Genomic DNA, 18,598 nt, shown 5'->3' with positions numbered 1-18,598 from the left:
CCGGTGAGGTTCACGACCAGTCAGATCGCATCGGTGACCCGTGGAGAACTCGTCGGCGACGACGTTGCGGTCGAGGGCGCATCGATCGATTCCCGCAGCGTCAGCGCCGGGCAGTTGTTCGTGCCGTTGGTGGCCGAGCGCGACGGCCACGACTTCATCCCGACGGCGATCGATGCCGGCGCCGGCGCGTACCTGACGGCGAAAGACCCGGTCGGTGGCACGGCGATCCGGGTCGACGACACGATGACTGCGTTCACCCGCCTGGGCGCCGCTGCGCGCGACCGCCTGCCCGAAGCCGTCATTGGCGTCACCGGATCGGTGGGGAAGACGTCGGTCAAGGACCTGTTGGCGTCGGTCCTGGCCACCACGTTCCGGACCGCAGCGAGCGCGAAGAGCTTCAACAACGAGATCGGGGTGCCGCTGACGCTCGTCAACGCACCGGAGGACACCGAGGTGTTGGTGCAGGAGATGGGAGCGCGGGGCGTCGGCCACATCCGGACCTTGTGCGACGTCGCACGTCCGTCGGCGGCGATCGTGACCATGGTCGCCGAGGTGCACACATCGGAGTTCGCCGGACTCGACGAGGTCGCGTTGGGCAAAGGTGAGCTCGTCGAGGCCGTCCCCGTCGACGGCTTCGTCGTCCTCAACGGCAGCGACGCACGCGTCCTGAAGATGTCCGAACGCACCGACGCCCGTGTCCTCACCTACGGCGTGTCTGGCGACGTCGTGGCCCAGAAGATCGGGGTCGACGAGGAACTCCGGCCGCGATTCCGGTTGTCGTCGCCGTGGGGGAGCACCGACGTGCATCTGTCGGTCCACGGAGTCCACCAGGTCGGCAATGCCCTCGCCGCCGCAGCTGCTGGTCTGGCTCAGGGGGTCCCGATCGAGGCCGTCGCCGCGGGACTGCACGACGCTGCGCTCTCGCCGTGGCGGATGGAACTGCACCGGACGGCGACGGGCGCCGTCGTGATCAACGACGCCTACAACTCCAATCCGACCGCCCTCGACGCTGCGCTCCATTCGCTCGCCGCCATCGACGCCGATCGCCACGTCGCCGTGCTGGGGCTGATGGCCGAACTCGGCGACCAAAGCGCGGCTCGTCATGCGGAGATGGGCGAGCTTGCGGAGGACCTGGGCATCGAGGTGATCACCGTCGACTGTCCGCTCTACGGCACCGGGGTCGACGTCCCGTCACCCGGGGCGGCGGTCGACGCGCTGGGCCCCATCGGCGACGGCGATGCCGTCCTGGTCAAGGCCAGCCGCTCCGCCGGCCTCGAATCCGTCGCCGCCCAACTCCTCCCCTGACCGTTCTGGGTGCGCGATCGGTACTCCAGGAGTACCGATCGCGCACCCAGAAGCCAGGTTTTTGGCGTTGTGGGTTTGGGGGTTGGGGTTTGGGGGTTGGGGTCAGGCGGCGGCGACGGTGGCGGGCATGCCGGCGCCCATGAGGTCGACGAAGTTGGTGCGGTAGAAGCGCTCGCGGTCGGGTTCGGACACGTCGGAGGCGTCGAGCGAGGCCTCGAAGCGTTCGAGCGGCCTCCTCCCACCCTCGACATGGGGGTAGTCGGTGTTGAACAGCACGAGGTCGGCGCCGGCCTGTTCGACCACCCAGCCGACGTCCTCGGTCGGATACGGCGTGAACTTCATCTGACGGTGCACGTACTCCGACGGTCGCAGGCTGAGCGACTGCAACCGCTCCTCGTGGCGATGGAACGCGTCGAACGCCGACTCCATCTGGCGCATCCACGACGGCACCCAGATCGCACCTTGTTCGATGCAGCCGAAGCGCAGGTCGGGGAAGCGCTCGAGCACGCCGTCGAAGATGAGCGTCGCCATCGTCTGCGCCGGCGGGAACGGGATCGCCATGTAGTCGACCGACCGGAAGTTCTCCTCGCCACCGTGGAAGTCCGGCGGGATGGGGAGTCCGTTGCGGAAGTAGTCGCGATCGATCAGGTCGCCGGTGCCGCCCACGTGGAAGACCACGGGGATGCCGGCCTCCTGAGCGATGGCCCACACGGAGTCGAGCGATCGGTGGCTGGGGGAGTGGCCGTCGGGACAGCCGCTCGCGACCAGCAGCGCAGCAGCACCCATCTCGGCGGACTCCGCTGCCATGGTCGCGGCGAGGTCGAAGTCGACGAGCGGCACGTAACAGGTGGGGAGGAGTCGCTCGTCGACGGAGCAGAACTCGGTCATGCCCCGGTTGTGGGCCCGTGCCGTCCCGTACGCCAGATCGACGTCGCCCGAGTGCTCCCAGTCGTGGAGGCGGCGGTTGTGGAACGTGTTGAACACCAGCTGGCTGGAGACGCCGAGCAGGTCGAGCGCCCGCGGGCGGTCGTCGGGAGTGAACGATCCGGTGGCGGCGAAGTTCTTCCGCAGCATGATCTCGGTGGCCTCGTCGGCACGATATTCGTCCGACGCATGCTTGGCCGCCAGCCGCTCGAACGTGGCCCGCAGGTCCTGGAGTTGCTCGTCGGGGTCGCCGGTCTGCTTCAGTTCGTTGCCGCCGGTCAACTCGAGGGGCTGGATCCGCTCACGGATGTCCGGGTCGGCGTGATCACGCAACCATGTCGGTGTCTCCATGATGTGGGCGTCGGCGTCGTGCACCACGCGCCCCTCGATGTACGGCATGTGTCCCCCTAGCGGTCGGTGGGCCTCGGATACAGATCTGCGTACCAGGCCAGTCCCAACGCAATGATCGCGCCGGGGAAGACGATGGTGGTGACCGAAGTGGCGTCGATGAGCGGGCCGGCCACGAGGTTGCCGATCGGAACGGTCCCGCCGAAGGCCATCATCCACAGTGCCATGACGCGTCCGCGCTCGTTGCCGGCGAGGTGGGTCTGCAGGACGGTCGAGAGTGCGGTCACGATCCCGAAGTAGAAGAACCCGACGACCGCGATCAGCACGTAGGCCGGCAGCGGCATCCGCAGCCACGAGAACACGGCCAGCGCGATGGCGAAGGCGACGAGACCGTTCCGGACCAGCACTTCCTTGCGCATGTGGGAGAACACCGTCCCGATCGACAGTGCGCCGAGCATGGCGCCGAGGCCGAAACAGGCGTAGAGCCAGCCGTACTCGGTCGACTTGGCCGCGATGCCGAGGTTGCGGTCGGCGAGCACGGGCATCTGGCCGATGAAGGGGAGACACAGGAAGGAGAACAAGACCATCAGCGACAGGCTCCGGCCGACGGGGTGACGACTGCGCGCGATGCGGAATCCCAGCGCGAGCCGTTGCAGCCGGGGCTCGTGGTTGTCGTCGGACGCGACCTCGGGGAGGCGGATCGACAGGAGCGCACCGATGACGAACAGATACGTACCGGCGTTGATCAGGAAGACCAGCGACTCGCTGTAGCGGGCGAACAAGAAGCCGCCGATCGCCGGTCCGATGACCCGCGAGCCGTTCATCTGCGTCGAGTTGAGCGAGATTGCGCCGGCGAGGTTGCCGGGGCCCGCCAGGTCGGGGAGCACCGCCGAGTAGGCGGGGCCGAAGACGGACTGACCCGTGCCGATCAGGAACACGATGCCGACGATGACGTAGAGGTTCGGGTCGGCCGAGGTGGCGACGCCGGCGAGGCCGATGGCCAGGATCGCCTGGGTGGCGGAGATGAAGATCAGGAGGTGGCGTCGATCGAAGCTGTCGGCCAGCAACCCGCCGATCATCGAGAAGAACAGCATCGGACCGAGCTGGGCGAAGAGGATGACGCCGACGAACGACGGGGAGTTGGTGAGGTCGTAGGCCCAGGCGCCGAGGACGACGTTCTGCATCCACGTGCCGATGTTGGAGAAGAACGCACCGATGTAGACGATGCGGAACGTCCGTTGGCGGAGCACGGTGAGTGCCTTGCCGTCGCCCATGTCGTGGCTGTTGTCGGGCGCGCGCGTGTCCACGGAGGGGGAGTGTGTCATCCCCGCTCCCAACTTGACCATCGGGTCAAGATATTCCCGGGCCTTGCCAAGATGGCCTCCGTGAGCGAACATGTGTTCGGTGAGCGACTCCGACACGGCTGGCATCCTGCACGCCGATCTCGATGCCTTCTACGCCTCGGTCGAACAGCGCGACGACCCGTCGCTGCGGGGAAAGCCGGTCATCGTCGGCGGGGGTGTGGTGCTGGCCGCCAGCTACGAGGCCAAGGCCCGTGGCGTCCGCACCGCCATGAACGGCCGCCAGGCGCGTGCGTTGTGCCCGAACGCCGTCGTCGTCGAACCGCACATGGAGGCATACTCGGCGGCGAGCGCGGCGGTCTTCGAGATCTTCCACGACACGACGCCCCTGGTCGAGGGGCTGTCGATCGACGAGGCGTTCCTCGACGTCCACGGTCTCCGACGTCTCGCCGGCACGCCGAGAGCCATCGCCGAGCGTCTGCGTCGACGGGTGCTCGACGAGGTCGGGCTGCCCATCACGGTCGGTGTCGCTCGTACGAAGTTCCTGGCCAAGGTCGCCAGCGGTGTCGGCAAACCGGACGGGCTCCTCGTGGTCGATCCGGACGCTGAACTCGCCTTCCTCCATCCCCTCGACGTGCGTCGGTTGTGGGGCGTCGGACCGGTGACCGCCGACAAGTTGCGCTCCCGCGGACTGCACACGGTCGGCGACATCGCGGGGCTGCCCGAGTCGGCGCTGGTGGCGATGCTGGGGCCGGCGACCGGTCGACATCTCCACTCGCTCTCGCACAACCACGACCGGCGAACCGTCACGACGGGACGTCGACGGTCGTCGGTGGGGTCGCAGCGCGCGCTGGGGCGCGGACGGCGTTCGCTCGACGAGTTGGACCAGGTCCTGTTGTCGTTGGTCGAACGCGTGACGGAGCGGCTGCGGGCGGGGCGGCGGGTGGGCCGAACGATCACGGTGCGGTTCCGCATGGACGACATGTCGCGCCAGACCCGCGCCCGCACGCTCGTGCAGCCGACCGATCGCACCGACGAGTTCCTCGCCGCCGGGCGCGACCTGTTGGGGGAGCGGTGGCCACACCTCGAGTCGGCCGGGTGTTCGCTGCTCGGTATCTCGGTCGCCGACCTGTCCAACGCCGACGCGGTGCAGTTGGGGCTGGACCTCGACGGCCACGACCGCCGATCGCTCGACCACGTGCTCGACGACGTGCGCGAACGATTCGGGCATGAGGCCGTGGTCCGCGCTTCCCTGATGGGTCGCGACGATGGTCGCTCGGTTCCGATGCTCCCCGACGTAGCGTCGTGACCATGGAGACGGACACCGAGCCTCAGGCACCGCCGGCCCCCGAGAACCACGCCAGCTGCGACCTGTCGACGCAGTGCTGGCACTGCGGCGGCCAGTTGCGCCCCGAGCACGCCCACTACCGCTGCACCCAGTGCGGTCAGCGAGACTCGTGTTGCGACGGACCGTACTGATCGGCCCGAGCCGCACCTGGCTCGCTGACGCCATCGAAGCCGGCGGGGCCACGGCCGTCACCGACGTCAGTGAAGGCCCGGTCGACGCCGTCGTGTGGACCGACCCGAGGGACCCCGGTCGGCTGCGAGCAGTCCTCGACGAGCACCCGGACATCGCCTGGGTGCAGCTGCCCTGGGCCGGCATCGAACCGTTCGTGCCGATCCTCGACGATGACCGGGTATGGACCTGCGGCAAGGGCGTCTACGCCGATCCCGTCGCCGAGCAGGCGTTGCTCTTCGCGCTGATGGGACTGCGGGGGATGGCGACCTATGCCCCCGCAACCACCTGGGAGCCGCCGGAGGGACGGAACCTGATCGGCGCGACGGTCACGATCGTCGGCGGAGGCGGGATCGCCCAGTCACTCGTCCGGTTGCTCGAACCGTTCGGGGCAGACGTCCGCGTCATCCGCCGATCGGTCGCCCCAACGCTCGACGATCTCGACCATCTGCTGCCATCGACCGACGTCGTCGTCCTCGCGCTACCGCTCACGCCGGAGACCGAGGGGCTCTTCGACGAGCGGCGCCTCCGCCTGCTGCCGTCGCACGGGTGGATCGTCAACGTCGCCCGTGGCGGCCACATCGTCACCGACGACCTCGTCCGCGTCCTCGCCGACGGAGCGATCGGTGGGGCTGGTCTCGACGTGACCGACCCCGAGCCGCTGCCCGACGGTCATCCGCTCTGGGCGCTGCCGAACTGCTTCATCTCGCCGCACGTGGGCAACACGCCGGAGATGGCGGTTCCGTTGTTGACGGCCCGGGTGCGCGACAACGTCCGACGGTTCATCGCCGGCGAGGAACTGATCGGCAGGATCGACGTCGAAGCGGGATACTGAGCCGATGCGGATCACCGAGATCGACCACGTCGTGCTCAACGTCGCCGACGTCCACCGCTCGCTCGAGTTCTACGCCGGCGTCCTCGGCCTCGAGCCGGTTCGCCTCGCCGAGTGGGAAGCGGGCGAGGCGCTGTTCGTCAGCGTTCGGGTGCACGACGGGTTCATCATCGACCTGATGGAGGTCGCCCGATCGGGCGAGAACGCCGACCACTTCTGCCTCGTCGTCGAGGACGACATCGACGATCTGATCGCCGCCGGGACCATCACCCCCACCGACGGACCGTTCGACCTGTTCGGCGCCCGTGGTCAGGGCTACTCGGTGTACCTGAACGACCCGGACGGCAACCGAGTCGAGTTGCGCAACTATCGAGACTGATCGGTCACGTCGGAGGCGCCGCCCGTCGGTGTGGCGTGGTGCAGTGTCGGAGCGACAACGTCCGCTCGGAGGTGCCGCGTGGCTGACGCCGAGGAATCTCCGGCCTCGATGCGTTCGGGGGAACCTGCGAGCCTGCGCGGCAAGAGTCCACGCGCCGGCGAGCGATAGGCCGCGCTGGCGGCGGGGTGCGCCGGTTGCGCGGCCGGTGAAGAACCGGCAATCGGTACGGCCCGGATTGACTCTGGGTTGCGGATCCGCGCGCCCGTGAAGGGAATCGCAACCCAGAACCAGTGGCGATCCGTTCTGGGCTTCGATTCCGCGCGCTGGTGAGTGGAATCGCAACCCGGAACGGAGAACCCGCACCGAGGTGCCGATCGCGCGTGTCGTCTCCATGCCCCGACGCAGCAGAACAGCGGTGCGTGGCATTCGGTGCGCAGGCCCCCTTGCGGGGACGCTCCAGAACCGGTAGTCGGCGTCGTTCAGGAGTGGTCGTGGTTCTGTGGTTGTGGCGTCTCGCCAGCGTGACGCCACGACCAGAGAACAGCTCAGCACCCGGTGCGGCGCTCGATCTGGTTCTGGGTTGCGGATTCGAGCGCGACCACAGCACGCTCCTTGTCGCCGTGTTCAGGCCTCGATGAGTTCGATGACCTGACCGTCGGGGTCGGTGATGAACCCGATGTGCTTGCCGCCCATCATCTCGTTGGGTTCGGGCTCGCGCATCACGGCGCCGCCGTGTTCGACGGCGAGAGCGATCGTCGCTGCCGGGTCGGCCACGTTGACCACGATCTTCCCACCGGTGTTGGCGAGGTCGCGCTCGACGCCGTCGGTGTGGCACATGAGGATCAGTGCGACGTGGCTGCCCTCAGCCGTGAGGATCGTCTCGTCCATGGTGTCGAGCTCGAGGTCGACGAGCTTCGACATCCCGAACACGTCGCAGTAGAAGGCGGTGGCGGCGGCGAGGTCGGACACGCCGATCCCCACACCCCCGAGTCGCGGCCCGTACTCACCCATGACTGCCCCCTGAACGCTGGCTTGACGTAGCTGCCGATGCGAAGCATCGGCGACTTTCTCGCCCGCTAGGGCGAGAAAGCGTGGGCGTAACAGGACTCGAACCTGTGACCTCACGCGTGTGAAGCGTGCGCTCTAGCCAACTGAGCTATACGCCCCGATCTCGGGAGCGGGGGACCCTACTACTGGTCGGGAACGAAGCCGAAGCCAGCTGCCGGATAGATCTCGGTCGACGTGATCTGGTCGATGGGGATGTTGGCGAGGAGGCTGATCTCGACGGGTGTGTCGACGCCGGGTTCGAGGAGGTCGAGGAAGGTGTCGGACCCGCCGACGATGCGTCCGTCGGGCCCGCGGTAGACGGCGGTGACCCCGGTGTCGACCAGGGGATCGGCGAAGTCGGACCGGAGCGTGAAGCCGGTGCGGACGCCACTGAACTCGGCTTCCTCGGTGAGGATCTCGCCGACGGTGAAGCCGCCGTCGAAGCCGCCGGTCTCCCGCCAGCGAGCGACGTCGAGGGTGACGGCGAGGTCGACGACGGGCACCGTAGGTGCGTCGAAGAACAGCGCGCCCACGGCGACCTGCTGGCCGGGCAGCACGACCTCGAGGAATGCGGAGTCGCGACCGACTTCGTTCCCGCCCTCGTCCAGCATCCGGACATCGACCTGCACGCCTTGGGCGAGCCATTCGGCGTGGGGGTTGTCGATGATGACGGCGAAGGTGCCTTCGCGCCGCTCGGCGTCGAAGCGGTCCTCGACGATCGTCACGCCCTTGTCGGCGATGCCCAGGCCCTCGGCCGGTCCCGGCGGCACGGTCACCTCGGAGGTCAGGTCGTCGAGGGTCGGAGGATCGGCATCGGTGACCGACGGCCCCTCGGCGTCGTCGCCACGTGCCCCGGACCCGGCGCCATCGCTCTCGGTGTCGAGGGCGAACCGGACCCCGACGGCCAGGATCGCCGCGACGAGGACGACGACGATGGCGGCGACGAACGGAGTCCAATTGCGAGCGGGTGACTCGGTCTCGATGTGCTCCTCGTCGGCCCACTGCGACAGGAGGTCTCGACTGGACGGATCCACGGTCGGGGTGAGTTCGGCCCAGCCGGCGAACGGGTCTGCGTCGTCGGCGGGGAGCTCCGGTTCTGGTTCCGGCTCGGGCTCGGGCTCGGGTTCCGGCACGGGTTCCGGTTCCGGGTCTGGCGTCGGTGCCGGGGGTCCGTCACCACTCTGGAGTTCTGCCGCGCGCTGGCGGAGACGTCGGATCAGCTCCGAGTCCGCTGGCGCGCTCGCGTCGTCACCGTCGCTCACGGCTTCCAGCCCATCACGTGGGCGGGGCCGGACGGTGTCACGGTCAGGCGAGCGTCTTCTCGAGCCGGTCGAGCGCGGCGTCCTCGTCGATGTCGAGCGCGAACGCCAGCTCGGACACCAGGACCTGCCGGGCCTTCACGAACATCGACTTCTCGCCGGCCGAGAGACCCTTGTCGGCTTCGCGCAGCGCAAGGTTCCGGACGACCTCGGCCACCTGGTAGACGTCGCCCGACTTGAGCTTCTCCTGGTGGTTCTTGAACCGCCGCGACCAGTTGGTGGGCTCGCGCACGTCCTTCTTGGCGAGCACCTCGAAGACGTCCTCGACGTCCTCGACCGAGATCGGGTAGCGCATGCCGATCTCCTCGGCCTTGTCCGAAGGCACCTTCAGCATGAGGTCGCCATGGGTCATGCGCAGGACGAGGAATTCCTTCTCCTCACCGAACATCTCCATGACTTCTTTGCCCTCGACCACGGCAGCGCCATGGTGGGGGTAGACCACTCGATCGTTGACCTTGAACGTCACTGGCTCTCCTCGATGGCTCCCCGCGTCGGTCCTGCGGGGGTCGGTCAGTTTGCCAGATCGGGACGGTCACCCGGTGATCGTGACCAGGATCGGTTCCGGGAACAGCGGTGGCGGGCCGCTCGTCCCGCCGGGGCCGCGCCCGCCGGCGGTGTTGACATAGGCGATGATCGGACAGCCCGAGGCGCAGGCAGCGCTGCCGGAGTCCACCGTGACCTCGACGACCGACGCCTCGCCGGGACCCTGGGATCCCCAGGCGATGCACTCGCCGTCAGGCGCCGGGCACACCTGCAGGTCGATCCACTCGAACTCGCCGAGTCCGTCGACCGCCACCCGGAACGTGTCGCCGGGCGAGAACGGACCGTCGTCGAGGAGGCGCAACACCGGTGGCGTCCGTGCCCCGCGGGTCGGGTCGAAGGCGATCGAGACGTTGGGGATCGCTCGACTGTTGCCGGTGTCGCCGTTGATCACCAGTTCGCACGCCGCGACCGCGCAGTCGACATTGGTCGGCCCGAGATCGCCGTAGGTGCCGAACGAGCGCCACAGGCGCACGGTTCCCTCGAAGCGTCCGCTCGAGTCGACGCGTTGTTCGCCCGACGAGGTCTCCGCACACGACGTGTAGCCGTCCGTGCACTGCTGCAGGAAGAGCACGGAGTTCGGTGCGAGACCGGTCACGACGATGGGCACGGTCTCGCCGTCGGCGATGCCCTCGGTCTTGCCGAGTTCGACGGTTGGCGGGTCGGGGAGGGGCACCGATGGGTCGAAGTCGACGGCGAAGCCACCCGACTGGTCGTAGTCGGAGATCATGCCCATGCCGACGATGCAGCGCCCGGGCTCGGAGGCGCAGTCGACCTCCTCGCCGTCGAACGGGACGATGCGCTGGACCCGGAACTCGACGGTGGCGTTGCCCTGGGCGTCGCTCATGCCCTGGCCGTAGTGCGAGATGTCGCAGGCCTCGATGCCGCGAGCACCGTGGTCGACACCCGCTTCCTTGGTGCACATGACCACACCGATCGACGTGTCGGGTGCGAACCCCTGACCGCTCACCGAGACCATCTGGCCGTCGACGAGGCCGGTCGGGGGCTCGACGATGACCGGGAGGCGGACCGAGTCCTTCCCGTCGTCCGGCGCGCCGAGACCGATCGGTGCCGGTGCGTTCTCGAAGTCGGGGACCGGCGCCGAGTCGTCCGGGATGGTGGTCGAGAGGCCGTCCTCGTCGATGGCCACGTCGACGTCGTCGGACGGTGGCCGGAGGATCACCACGGCAGCGATCAGCGCGACCACCGCGAGCATCGAGACCGCAAGTGCGGCGGGACGTCGGGATGACCGCTGGCTGCGCGAGAGTGCCGCGTCGAGGTCGACGGTGCCGAGGACGTGGTCGTGGAAGCGCGCCGCGCTCCGACGGACCTGGTCCTCCGGTGTGGGGTCTGGCGTCGTCATGGTGCTTCGTTCCCTTCGAGGGCCTCGGACATCGCTGTCCGAGCGGCGTGGAGGTGCGATTTCACGGTTCCTTCGGCGCAGCCCATGGCATCGGCGATCTCGGCCACGGACAGGTCGGCGAGGTAGTGGAGCGCGGTGGCGGTGCGCTGGCGTGGCGCCAGTGGCGCCAGCAGGGCGTCGAAGTTGTCGGCGCCCACGACCCGATCGGCCCCGTCGGCATCGACCGCGTCGCCGTTGCCCACCCGGAGGAGGGCCCGTACCTCGGAGCCGAGGCGTCGCCGGCGTGAGTGCAACAGGTTGACCGCCACACGGCGTGTCCACGCTCCCGGCTTGTCGTACGAGGCGATGCGGGCCCACCGCCGGTAGGCGCGGCTCATGGCCTCGGAGGCGATGTCCTCACCCGCGTGCCGGTCGCCGGTGACGGCCGTCGCCAGGGCGACGAGGCCCGGGTACTCGGCCCGGAAGAACGCGGCGAAGTCCGGTCGGGTCTCCGCCTCGGGGGTACCCACGATCTCGATCTCGGGGACGGTCATGGTCGTCATCCATCACAACACACGCACGACCGGCCACGTCGGTTCAGTCGACCTCGTAGATTTCGCGCATGGACTCCTTCGATGCCGTCGAGCGACGTGTCCTGGGCACGCTGATCGAGAAGGAGGCGACGGTCCCGGACACCTATCCGTTGACCCTCAAGAGCCTGGTCGCCGGCTGCAACCAGAAGAACAACCGGGAACCGGTCACCGACCTCGACTCGTCGACGCTCCAACGCACCCTCGACGGGCTGAAGGCCCGAGGCGTGGTCCGGTTCGTCCACCCGTCGCACGGCGCCCGTTCGACCAAGTACCGCCACGTGCTCGACGAGGTCCTCGGACTCGATCGGGGAGAGCTGGCGCTGGTCGCCGTCCTCTTCCTCCGCGGTCCGCAGACGTTGTCGGAGTTGCGAACGCGGACCGAACGATCGCACGCGTTCGCCTCGCTGGACGAGACCGAGGCGACACTCGAGGGTCTGGCCGGGCGGGAGGAGCCACTCGTCGTCCATCTCGAACGACAGGTGGGGCAGAAGGAGACCCGCTGGGCGGACCTGTTGGGCGGCGCCGCCGATCCGATCGAGGCGGCGGCGGTCGAGTCGTCCTCGGCCCACGCTCCCGCAGACTTGTCGGCTCGTGTCGCCGCGCTCGAGTCCCGGCTCGCCGCGGTCGAATCCGTTCTGGAGGAGCTCGGCGTGTCACCATCTTCTGGCAACGACTGATACCAGCAGGGAGTGCCCGTCATGCTCACATGGTCCGAAGAACAGCAGATGGTGCGCGACGCCGTGCGTCAGTTCGTCGAGAGCGAGGTCGCGCCGCTGCGCGAGGAGCTCGAGTTCGGCGACCTGCCGCCCTACGACGTGCTCCGCAAGCTCTACAGGACCTTCGGCATGGACACCATGGCGGCCGATCGCTTCGACAAGCAGATCGCGTTCGAGAAGTCGGTCGAGGAAGCCGTCGCCAAGGGCGAGACCCCGCCGGAGCGCTCGTCGAGCGGTGGCGGCGACGGGTCGATCACCATGATCCCGATCATCGAGCTGTGCCGCTACAGCCCCGGACTCGTCACCGCCCTCGGCGTGTCGACCGGTCTCACCTCGGCGGCCATCAACTCGAAGGGCACGATCCGCCAGAAGGAGCGCTGGGTCAAGGACCTGCTGACGCTCGACAAGATCGGCGCGTGGGCGATCACCGAGCCCGGCTCGGGTTCGGATGCGTTCGGTTCGATGAAGGCCACCGCCCGCAAGGACGGCGACGAGTACGTCCTCAACGGATCGAAGACGTTCATCACCAACGGCCCCTACGCCGACACGATCGTGTTCATCTGCAAGCTCGACGAGGGCAACCCGCCCGAAGAGCGCAAGATCCTCAACTTCGTGCTCGACTCCGGCATGGAGGGGCTCGAGCAGTCGAAGCCGCTCCGCAAGATGGGCATGCACAGCTCACCCACGGGCGAGCTGTTCCTCACCGATGTCCGCGTCGGCATCGACCGGCTCATCGGCGAGACCGAGGACCAGTCGAAGGGCGGCCGTGACGGCGCCAAGGCCACGTTCCTGATCGAGCGTTCCGGCGTCGCTGCCATGGCGCTCGGCATGATCGAACGCTGCCTCGAGCTGTCGGTCGAGTACGCCAAGGACCGCGTCCAGTTCGGCCAGCCCATCGGTCAGTTCCAGCTGATCCAGGAGAAGCTGGCCCGCATGGAGGTCGCCCGCCTCAACGTGCAGAACCTCGTGTTCCGCTCGATCGAGTCGCAGGCCGCCGGTGCCACCGGTGGCATGACGCTCGCCGAGGCTTCGGCCATGAAGCTGTACTCGGCTCGTGCCGCCACCGAGGTCGCACTCGAAGCGGTGCAGATCTTCGGCGGCAACGGCTACATGTCGGAGTTCCACGTCGAGCAGCTGGCCCGCGACGCCAAGGTCCTCCAGATCTACGCCGGCACCGACGAGATCCAGATCACCCACATCGCCCGGGCGCTTCTCGCCTGACCCCAACGTGCGGAGTCGTTCCGTACGCTGCACCGCGTGACCACTCCGCGCGTCGTCTGCATGGGCGAAGCCCTCATCGATCTGCTCGCCACCGATCCCGACGGTCGGACGTGGCGCGCCGTGCCCGGGGGAGCGCCCTACAACGCTGCAGTGGCGGCAGGGCGCCTCGGCGCGCCGACGACGTTCCTCGGGGTGTTGTCGGATGACCAGTTCGGCGACATGTTGCGCTCGCACCTCGCTGCGTCGTTGGTCGACCACGCGCACTGTCCGACGACCTCGGAACCGACCACGGTCGCGCTCGTCGCCCACGGAGCCGACGGCGATTTCACCTTCCACGTCGCGGGCACGACGACGACGTCGAGCCGGGTCAACGACCTCCACCTGCCGTCGGACGTCGGGATCCTGCACGTCAGCGGCTCGGTCTCGATGGTGATCGAGCCGGTCGCGTCGCGATTCGAGGGGCTGCTCGCCGCGGCGCAACACCGTGCGCTGATCCACGTCGACGCCAACCCTCGGCCGCGCATCATCGCCCGCGACCGCTACCTCCGCCGGTTCAACCACTGGCTCGGGATCGCCGATGTCCTCAAGATCAGCACCGACGACATCGAGTGGATGTCGCCGGGCGCCGATGCGGTCGAGACCGCCCGGCACTGGGTGACGCCGGCAGACGATGACGACGACACCCATCGTCCGGGTGTCATCCTCCTCACGCGGGGCGCGCAGGGTGCGACGGTGATCCGCGAGGACCAGGTGATCGACGTTCCCGCTCCGAAGGTCGACGTGGTCGACACCGTGGGTGCCGGCGACTCGTTCGCCGGAGCGGTGCTCGCCGCGCTCGCAGCGCATCACATCGCGTCGCGCGATGCGCTCGACCGTCTCGACGGTCACTGGTGGCGGACTGCTGCGACCTATGCCGCGAAGGCGGCGAGCATCGCGTGCACCCGGGCGGGGGCCGATCCGCCCCGGCGGGGCGAGCTCACCTGAGTCAGAGGACCTTCTTACAGGTCCACGGGCCCCAGCCCTGGTGGTCGAAGAGCCAGCGGGCGAACATCGAGTTGTAGTTGGCGTCGTAGACCTTGGACCACGGTTGGCCGGTCACCCGTTCGAAGTCGGCGCGATGGATGGCGTTGATCTGGAACAGGCCGTGATCGTTGGTCGGGCTGACCGCGGACGGATCCATGTTGCTCTCGCACGTGGCGATGCGGTTGGCGCTGTCGACCTGTCCGGCACTGTCGAAGTGCGTGACGATCCAGTGCTGCGGGCTGCAGGCCGAGACGGCGACGAGGGCGAAGCCGAGGAGCGCGCCGCGGCCGAGACGGCGCACGCGGCGCGAGGGAGTGCTGATGGTTCGCACGGGGATGTCCTCCAAGTGGGCGGCCTGCGCTCGCTGTGTCGATCCGGTGACGTCTCGGGGGTGAGATGCGTCGCTGCGATCGGAATGGCAGGCCTGCTATGGGGTTCGGAGGAATCTGTCTAGCGGCTTTTCGCAACAAAACCGCAATATTTGCGTCGTGACACCTGTCTCAGGCGTGGCTACAGCCCGAGGTGACGCTTGGAGATGATCTCCTTCATGATCTCCGTGGTTCCGCCGTAGATCGTGGTGACCCGGGCGTCGGCGTAGGCGCGTGCGATGGGGTATTCGGTCATGTAGCCGTAGCCGCCGAAGAGCTGGAGGCACTTGTCGATGCAGCGCTTCTGGAGCTCGGTGCACCACCACTTGGCCATCGAGGCCTCCTCCGCCGTCAACGTGCGCTCGTTGAGGGCGATCACGCACTTGTCGACGAAGGCCTGGGCGACCTCGACCTCGGTGGCGACCTCGGCGAGGACGAATCGGGTGTTCTGGAAGGACCCGATCGGCTGACCGAAGGCCTGCCGCTCCTTCACGTACTCGACCGTCCAGTCGAGACCGGCGCGGGCGGCCGCGACCCCGGCCGCGGCGATCGAGAGCCGCTCCTGCGGGAGCTTGTCGACCAGGTGGTGGAACCCGCGCCCCTCGTCGCCCAACAGGTTGGCGACGGGAACGTGCGCGTCGCTGAAGAAGAGTTCGGCCGTGTCCTGGCTGTGCATCCCGATCTTGTCGAGGTTGCGTCCGCGCTCGAATCCCTCGGTGCCGGCCTCGACCACGAGGAGCGACATGCCGGCGTGCTTGGCGGAGGGATCGGTCTTGACCGCCACGATCACCAGGTCGCTGTTGATGCCGTTGGTGATGAACGTCTTCGATCCGTTGACGACGAAGTGGTCGCCGTCGCGCACGGCCGTCGTGCCCATCGACGCCAGGTCCGACCCGATGCCCGGCTCGGTCATGGCGATGGCGGTGATCAGTTCGCCCGATGCGATGCCCGGGAGCCACCGCGCCTTCTGCTCGTCGTTGGCGAGCGTGAGGAAGTACGGCAGGCAGATGTCGTTGTGGAGCGTGATGCCCAGCCCGGCGCCACCAGCACCGGCTCGCTGGATCTCCTCGATGATCACGAGGTTGTAGCGGAAGTCGTCGACGCCCCCGCCGCCCAGGTCCTCCGGGATGGCCATGCCGAGGAATCCGTGCGCCCCGGCCTCGGTGAACAATGAGCGATCGGCGAGACCAGCGGCTTCCCACGACTCGAAGTGCGGGAGGATCTCGTCGGCCACGAAGCGCCGGAAGCTCTCGCGGAAGAGGTCGTGCTCGGCTTCGAAGATGGTGCGTTCCACCGGGCGGACGGTAGTGGCGGCCGACGCTTCCATCGGAACCGGCCGTCGGTACCATGCCAGGCCCATGTCCCGGCTCCTCGCTGCCTTCCTGGCGCTCTCGCTGCTGGCGGTGGGTGCGCGCCCGGTCTCGGCGCAGGAGGCCCCGGCCGGACCGCCGCCGACCTCGTCCTCCACGACGACGACCACGACCACCACCCCGGCTCCGAGTTCGACGACGACCACGACGAAGCCGGGTCCCGACGACACCTCGACGACCTCGACGACGATCGACGACGAAGACCCGGTCGGGCATGTCGACGCGCCGCCGGAAGAGGTGCCGATCTCGGACATCACGGTGCCGCTCCCGCCCGGCGAAGCCGTCGACGGTGCCGCGGCGAGTCGGATCATCCGTCGGGAACTGACCGTCGCCCGAGCCGAGGCGCTCAAGAGCGCCGAGGAGGTCGCCGACGCGGCCGAGACCGTCGACGTCCTCGCCGATCGCCTCGCCGGTCTCCAGCGGGAGCTGGCTCGACTGGGTGTGGCCCAGGAGCTCGCCGTCCAGCGACTCGAACTGGCCGAGCGGACGTTCAAGCTGCGCATCGCCAACGCGGTCGTCCGGGGCAACGCCGCCGAACTCGACACCATCATCGGGTCGACCGACGCCAACGAACTCGGCACGCGGAACGTGATGTTGCGCAGCGTCGCCGAGGCCGACAGCAAGTCCGTGCGCGAGTACCTCCAGGCCAAGGAGGTCGTCGACGACGGCGTCCTCGCCGCGATCGAGGACGTCGGAGCGACCCGTCGCGAGCTCCGCAACGCCCGCCGTCACCTCGAGGACGTGCTGTCACTCAACGCCGAGCGCCGATTCGACCTGGCCGTGTTCGCCGCCGGGTCCGAGATCGTGATCCGAGGGTTCGTCTTCCCCGTGGGCGAGCCGTACACGTTCATCGACAGCTGGGGATTCCCGCGCATGACGGGGACCGAGTACTCGCACGGGCACCAGGGTGTCGACATCATGGCCGACTTCGGCACACCGCTCTACGCCGTCGAGCGAGGCGTCGTCATCCGTGTCGGCAACGACGTGCTCGGCGGTCAGAAGCTCTGGGTCAAGGGCCAGTCGGGCACGTACTACTACTACGCGCATCTCCAGGCCTTCGTCGAGGGTGTCGGCGAGGGAACGCCGGTCGAGGCCGGTGACATCGTCGGCTTCGTCGGTGACACGGGCAATGCGAAGGGCGGAGCGCCGCACCTCCACTTCCAGGTCCATCCCGGTGGCGGTGACGCCGTCAATCCGTACGGCCTGCTCCGCGTCGTGGCCGATCTCGCGGCCAGACGCTGATGGACATCACCGCCACACTGGACGCCACCTGCACGGCCGAAGAGCTGTACCGCTGGGTCGGGTCGCTCGACACCTACGACCAGTGGCTCGAGATCGTTCCCCGGACCGAGTCAGCGCCCGAGGCCCCTGGCGATCCGGGACCGGCATGGTTCGTCACCCTGCGCGGCAAGCTCGGCCCGCTGGCACGATCGAAGCGCCTCCGCATGGTGCGCACCGCCGAGGACGCGCCGGGTCACGTCCGGTTCGAGCGCCGGGAGACCGACGGTCGTGAGCACGCCGCATGGGTGCTGTCGGCCACCGTGACCAGCGAGGGCCCCACCTCGACGCTGACGATGGACCTCCACTACGGCGGGACGCTGTGGGTACCCCTCCTCGACCGCCTGCTGACCAGCGAGATCGAGGCGTCGCGCTCCCGGCTACGGGCGCTCGCCACTCCGAGCTGACCACCGGCCGTCGACGCAGGTGATCTCGAGCGGGACCCCGTAGAGGCTCGACAGCCGCTGCGAGGTCAACAAATCGGTGGTCGAGCCCTTGTCGACGATGCGACCGCCGGCGAGCAGCACGACGCGATCGAACGCCGGTGGGATCTCCTCGAGGTGGTGGGTGACGAGGACGAGCGGTGCATCGGTGGTCGCCGCCGCTCGGTCGAGTCGGGCCACGAGGTCTTCGCGCCCACCGATGTCGAGGCCTGCCGTGGGCTCGTCGAGTGCGACGAGTCCCGGGGTGCCCGTGAACGCACGGGCCAGCAGCACCCGTTGGCGCTCGCCGGCCGAGAGCGTGCGCAGTGGCCGGAACTCGGCGTCCTCGGGGATGCCGAAGAGGCGGAGACGCTCGGACGCGTCGCGGTGATCGTCGGCCGAATAGGTGTGCCACCACGTCTCGAGGGCCGCGTTCGGCGCGGCGAGGACGACCTCGTGGGGCGTCATCGCGGGACGGAGGAGGTCGCTGAGCGACTGACTCGTGTAGCCGATGCGCTTGCGGAGTGCCCGCATGTCGGTGCGGCCGAGTCGCTCGCCGAGGACGTGCGCCGCGCCGCCGGACGGACGCTGCCAACTGGCGACGAGGCGGAGGAGCGTGGTCTTCCCCGATCCGTTCGGGCCCACGACGACCCACCGTTCTCCGGGTCCCACCTGCCAGTCGATCGAGTGGAGGATCCGCGTCCCGTCGACATCCACGTCGACTTGTTCCAGGTCGATGAGTCCCGTTGGCATC

The 18,598-nt window shown here is 68.5% G+C and carries 20 protein-coding genes and 1 tRNA gene; 10 read left to right on the top strand and 11 right to left on the bottom strand.

Annotated elements, in window-relative coordinates; all coding sequences use genetic code 11:
* The first annotated feature begins 3 nt into the window (after positions 1 to 3).
* Positions 4 to 1,305, top strand: coding sequence for a UDP-N-acetylmuramoyl-tripeptide--D-alanyl-D-alanine ligase (locus AB8619_RS09775; protein ID WP_436796273.1), 1,302 nt, complete (start codon positions 4 to 6; stop codon positions 1,303 to 1,305).
* A gap of 102 nt (positions 1,306 to 1,407) precedes the next feature.
* Here AB8619_RS09775 and AB8619_RS09770 read toward each other — a convergent pair whose 3' ends face one another.
* Positions 1,408 to 2,628 (bottom strand): amidohydrolase family protein, encoded by a 1,221-nt coding sequence (locus AB8619_RS09770; protein WP_436796272.1) that lies wholly within the window; start codon positions 2,626 to 2,628, stop codon positions 1,408 to 1,410.
* A gap of 8 nt (positions 2,629 to 2,636) precedes the next feature.
* Complete coding sequence (locus AB8619_RS09765) at positions 2,637 to 3,884, bottom strand: MFS transporter (RefSeq protein WP_436796271.1); 1,248 nt, start codon at positions 3,882 to 3,884, stop codon at positions 2,637 to 2,639.
* Positions 3,885 to 3,981: 97 nt separating this feature from the next.
* Between AB8619_RS09765 and dinB the strand changes: the two genes are divergently transcribed.
* Genes dinB through AB8619_RS09745 form a run of 4 tightly spaced genes read left to right on the top strand, consistent with a single transcriptional unit; the run spans position 3,982 to position 6,605 of the window.
* Positions 3,982 to 5,187: a DNA polymerase IV gene (gene dinB / locus AB8619_RS09760; RefSeq protein ID WP_436796270.1), complete on the top strand. Its 1,206-nt coding sequence runs from the start codon at positions 3,982 to 3,984 to the stop codon at positions 5,185 to 5,187.
* Positions 5,188 to 5,189: 2 nt separating this feature from the next.
* Positions 5,190 to 5,357, top strand: a complete 168-nt coding sequence (locus AB8619_RS09755) for a hypothetical protein (protein WP_436796269.1) — start codon at positions 5,190 to 5,192, stop codon at positions 5,355 to 5,357.
* Positions 5,336 to 6,229: a D-isomer specific 2-hydroxyacid dehydrogenase family protein gene (locus AB8619_RS09750; RefSeq protein ID WP_436796268.1), complete on the top strand. Its 894-nt coding sequence runs from the start codon at positions 5,336 to 5,338 to the stop codon at positions 6,227 to 6,229. Before AB8619_RS09755 ends, AB8619_RS09750 begins: the two co-directional genes overlap by 22 nt.
* A gap of 4 nt (positions 6,230 to 6,233) precedes the next feature.
* Positions 6,234 to 6,605, top strand: a complete 372-nt coding sequence (locus tag AB8619_RS09745; protein WP_436796267.1) for a VOC family protein — start codon at positions 6,234 to 6,236, stop codon at positions 6,603 to 6,605.
* Between the two features lie 624 nt (positions 6,606 to 7,229).
* On the opposite strand, the gene AB8619_RS09740 is transcribed toward AB8619_RS09745, so the two are convergent.
* The 6 genes from AB8619_RS09740 to AB8619_RS09715 form a co-directional block, all read right to left on the bottom strand.
* The gene (locus AB8619_RS09740) at positions 7,230 to 7,616 is read right to left on the bottom strand and encodes a VOC family protein (RefSeq protein WP_436796266.1); all 387 of its coding nucleotides are present in this window, start codon (positions 7,614 to 7,616) and stop codon (positions 7,230 to 7,232) included.
* An 81-nt stretch (positions 7,617 to 7,697) separates the two neighbouring features.
* Positions 7,698 to 7,771: transfer RNA gene (locus AB8619_RS09735), tRNA-Val, on the bottom strand.
* A gap of 24 nt (positions 7,772 to 7,795) precedes the next feature.
* Complete coding sequence (locus AB8619_RS09730) at positions 7,796 to 8,914, bottom strand: hypothetical protein (protein ID WP_436796265.1); 1,119 nt, start codon at positions 8,912 to 8,914, stop codon at positions 7,796 to 7,798.
* Between the two features lie 43 nt (positions 8,915 to 8,957).
* Positions 8,958 to 9,437 (bottom strand): CarD family transcriptional regulator, encoded by a 480-nt coding sequence (locus tag AB8619_RS09725; protein ID WP_436796264.1) that lies wholly within the window; start codon positions 9,435 to 9,437, stop codon positions 8,958 to 8,960.
* 66 nt (positions 9,438 to 9,503) lie between these two features.
* Complete coding sequence (locus AB8619_RS09720; protein WP_436796263.1) at positions 9,504 to 10,874, bottom strand: neocarzinostatin apoprotein domain-containing protein; 1,371 nt, start codon at positions 10,872 to 10,874, stop codon at positions 9,504 to 9,506.
* Entirely contained in the window at positions 10,871 to 11,407 is a 537-nt protein-coding gene (locus AB8619_RS09715) for a SigE family RNA polymerase sigma factor (protein ID WP_436796262.1), read from the bottom strand. Before AB8619_RS09715 ends, AB8619_RS09720 begins: the two co-directional genes overlap by 4 nt.
* Positions 11,408 to 11,475: 68 nt before the next feature.
* On the opposite strand from AB8619_RS09715, the gene AB8619_RS09710 reads away from it, so the two are divergent.
* The 3 genes from AB8619_RS09710 to AB8619_RS09700 are packed head-to-tail and all read left to right on the top strand — an operon-like array spanning position 11,476 to position 14,367.
* The gene (locus AB8619_RS09710) at positions 11,476 to 12,123 is read left to right on the top strand and encodes a YceH family protein (protein ID WP_436796261.1); all 648 of its coding nucleotides are present in this window, start codon (positions 11,476 to 11,478) and stop codon (positions 12,121 to 12,123) included.
* Between the two features lie 21 nt (positions 12,124 to 12,144).
* Positions 12,145 to 13,383, top strand: coding sequence for an acyl-CoA dehydrogenase family protein (locus AB8619_RS09705; protein WP_436796260.1), 1,239 nt, complete (start codon positions 12,145 to 12,147; stop codon positions 13,381 to 13,383).
* A gap of 36 nt (positions 13,384 to 13,419) precedes the next feature.
* Positions 13,420 to 14,367, top strand: coding sequence for a PfkB family carbohydrate kinase (locus AB8619_RS09700; protein WP_436796259.1), 948 nt, complete (start codon positions 13,420 to 13,422; stop codon positions 14,365 to 14,367).
* Between the two features lies 1 nt (position 14,368).
* Here AB8619_RS09700 and AB8619_RS09695 read toward each other — a convergent pair whose 3' ends face one another.
* Positions 14,369 to 14,737 carry a transglycosylase SLT domain-containing protein gene (locus tag AB8619_RS09695; protein ID WP_436796258.1) on the bottom strand — a complete coding sequence of 123 codons (369 nt, stop codon included), beginning with the start codon at positions 14,735 to 14,737 and terminating at the stop codon, positions 14,369 to 14,371.
* A gap of 179 nt (positions 14,738 to 14,916) precedes the next feature.
* Positions 14,917 to 16,068: an acyl-CoA dehydrogenase family protein gene (locus AB8619_RS09690; protein WP_436796257.1), complete on the bottom strand. Its 1,152-nt coding sequence runs from the start codon at positions 16,066 to 16,068 to the stop codon at positions 14,917 to 14,919.
* 64 nt (positions 16,069 to 16,132) lie between these two features.
* On the opposite strand from AB8619_RS09690, the gene AB8619_RS09685 reads away from it, so the two are divergent.
* Positions 16,133 to 17,386, top strand: a complete 1,254-nt coding sequence (locus AB8619_RS09685) for a peptidoglycan DD-metalloendopeptidase family protein (protein WP_436796256.1) — start codon at positions 16,133 to 16,135, stop codon at positions 17,384 to 17,386.
* Positions 17,386 to 17,829 (top strand): SRPBCC family protein, encoded by a 444-nt coding sequence (locus AB8619_RS09680; protein ID WP_436796255.1) that lies wholly within the window; start codon positions 17,386 to 17,388, stop codon positions 17,827 to 17,829. Before AB8619_RS09685 ends, AB8619_RS09680 begins: the two co-directional genes overlap by 1 nt.
* On the opposite strand, the gene AB8619_RS09675 is transcribed toward AB8619_RS09680, so the two are convergent.
* A complete protein-coding gene (locus AB8619_RS09675; RefSeq protein WP_436796254.1) occupies positions 17,803 to 18,597 on the bottom strand; it encodes an ABC transporter ATP-binding protein in 795 nt (264 codons plus the stop codon). The genes AB8619_RS09680 and AB8619_RS09675 overlap by 27 nt on opposite strands.
* Position 18,598: the final 1 nt, after the last annotated feature.

Source organism: Actinospongiicola halichondriae (assembly GCF_049103745.1).
GTDB lineage: Bacteria > Actinomycetota > Acidimicrobiia > Acidimicrobiales > Salinilacustritrichaceae > Salinilacustrithrix > Salinilacustrithrix halichondriae.
The sequence above is the reverse complement of the archived record's forward strand: the minus strand, read 5'-3'. Positions and strand labels throughout refer to the sequence as shown.

What these genes read in the sequence shown, in the direction of transcription:
- AB8619_RS09770 (WP_436796272.1), bottom strand. Translation starts at nt 2,628, where the DNA reads ATGCCGTACATCGAGGGGCGCGTGGTGCACGACGCCGACGCCCACATC.
- AB8619_RS09755 (WP_436796269.1), top strand. Translation starts at nt 5,190, where the DNA reads ATGGAGACGGACACCGAGCCTCAGGCACCGCCGGCCCCCGAGAACCAC.
- AB8619_RS09745 (WP_436796267.1), top strand. Translation starts at nt 6,234, where the DNA reads ATGCGGATCACCGAGATCGACCACGTCGTGCTCAACGTCGCCGACGTC.
- AB8619_RS09740 (WP_436796266.1), bottom strand. Translation starts at nt 7,616, where the DNA reads ATGGGTGAGTACGGGCCGCGACTCGGGGGTGTGGGGATCGGCGTGTCC.
- AB8619_RS09720 (WP_436796263.1), bottom strand. Translation starts at nt 10,874, where the DNA reads ATGACGACGCCAGACCCCACACCGGAGGACCAGGTCCGTCGGAGCGCG.
- AB8619_RS09715 (WP_436796262.1), bottom strand. Translation starts at nt 11,407, where the DNA reads ATGACCGTCCCCGAGATCGAGATCGTGGGTACCCCCGAGGCGGAGACC.
- AB8619_RS09710 (WP_436796261.1), top strand. Translation starts at nt 11,476, where the DNA reads ATGGACTCCTTCGATGCCGTCGAGCGACGTGTCCTGGGCACGCTGATC.
- AB8619_RS09705 (WP_436796260.1), top strand. Translation starts at nt 12,145, where the DNA reads ATGCTCACATGGTCCGAAGAACAGCAGATGGTGCGCGACGCCGTGCGT.
- AB8619_RS09685 (WP_436796256.1), top strand. Translation starts at nt 16,133, where the DNA reads ATGTCCCGGCTCCTCGCTGCCTTCCTGGCGCTCTCGCTGCTGGCGGTG.
- AB8619_RS09680 (WP_436796255.1), top strand. Translation starts at nt 17,386, where the DNA reads ATGGACATCACCGCCACACTGGACGCCACCTGCACGGCCGAAGAGCTG.
- AB8619_RS09675 (WP_436796254.1), bottom strand. Translation starts at nt 18,597, where the DNA reads ATGCCAACGGGACTCATCGACCTGGAACAAGTCGACGTGGATGTCGAC.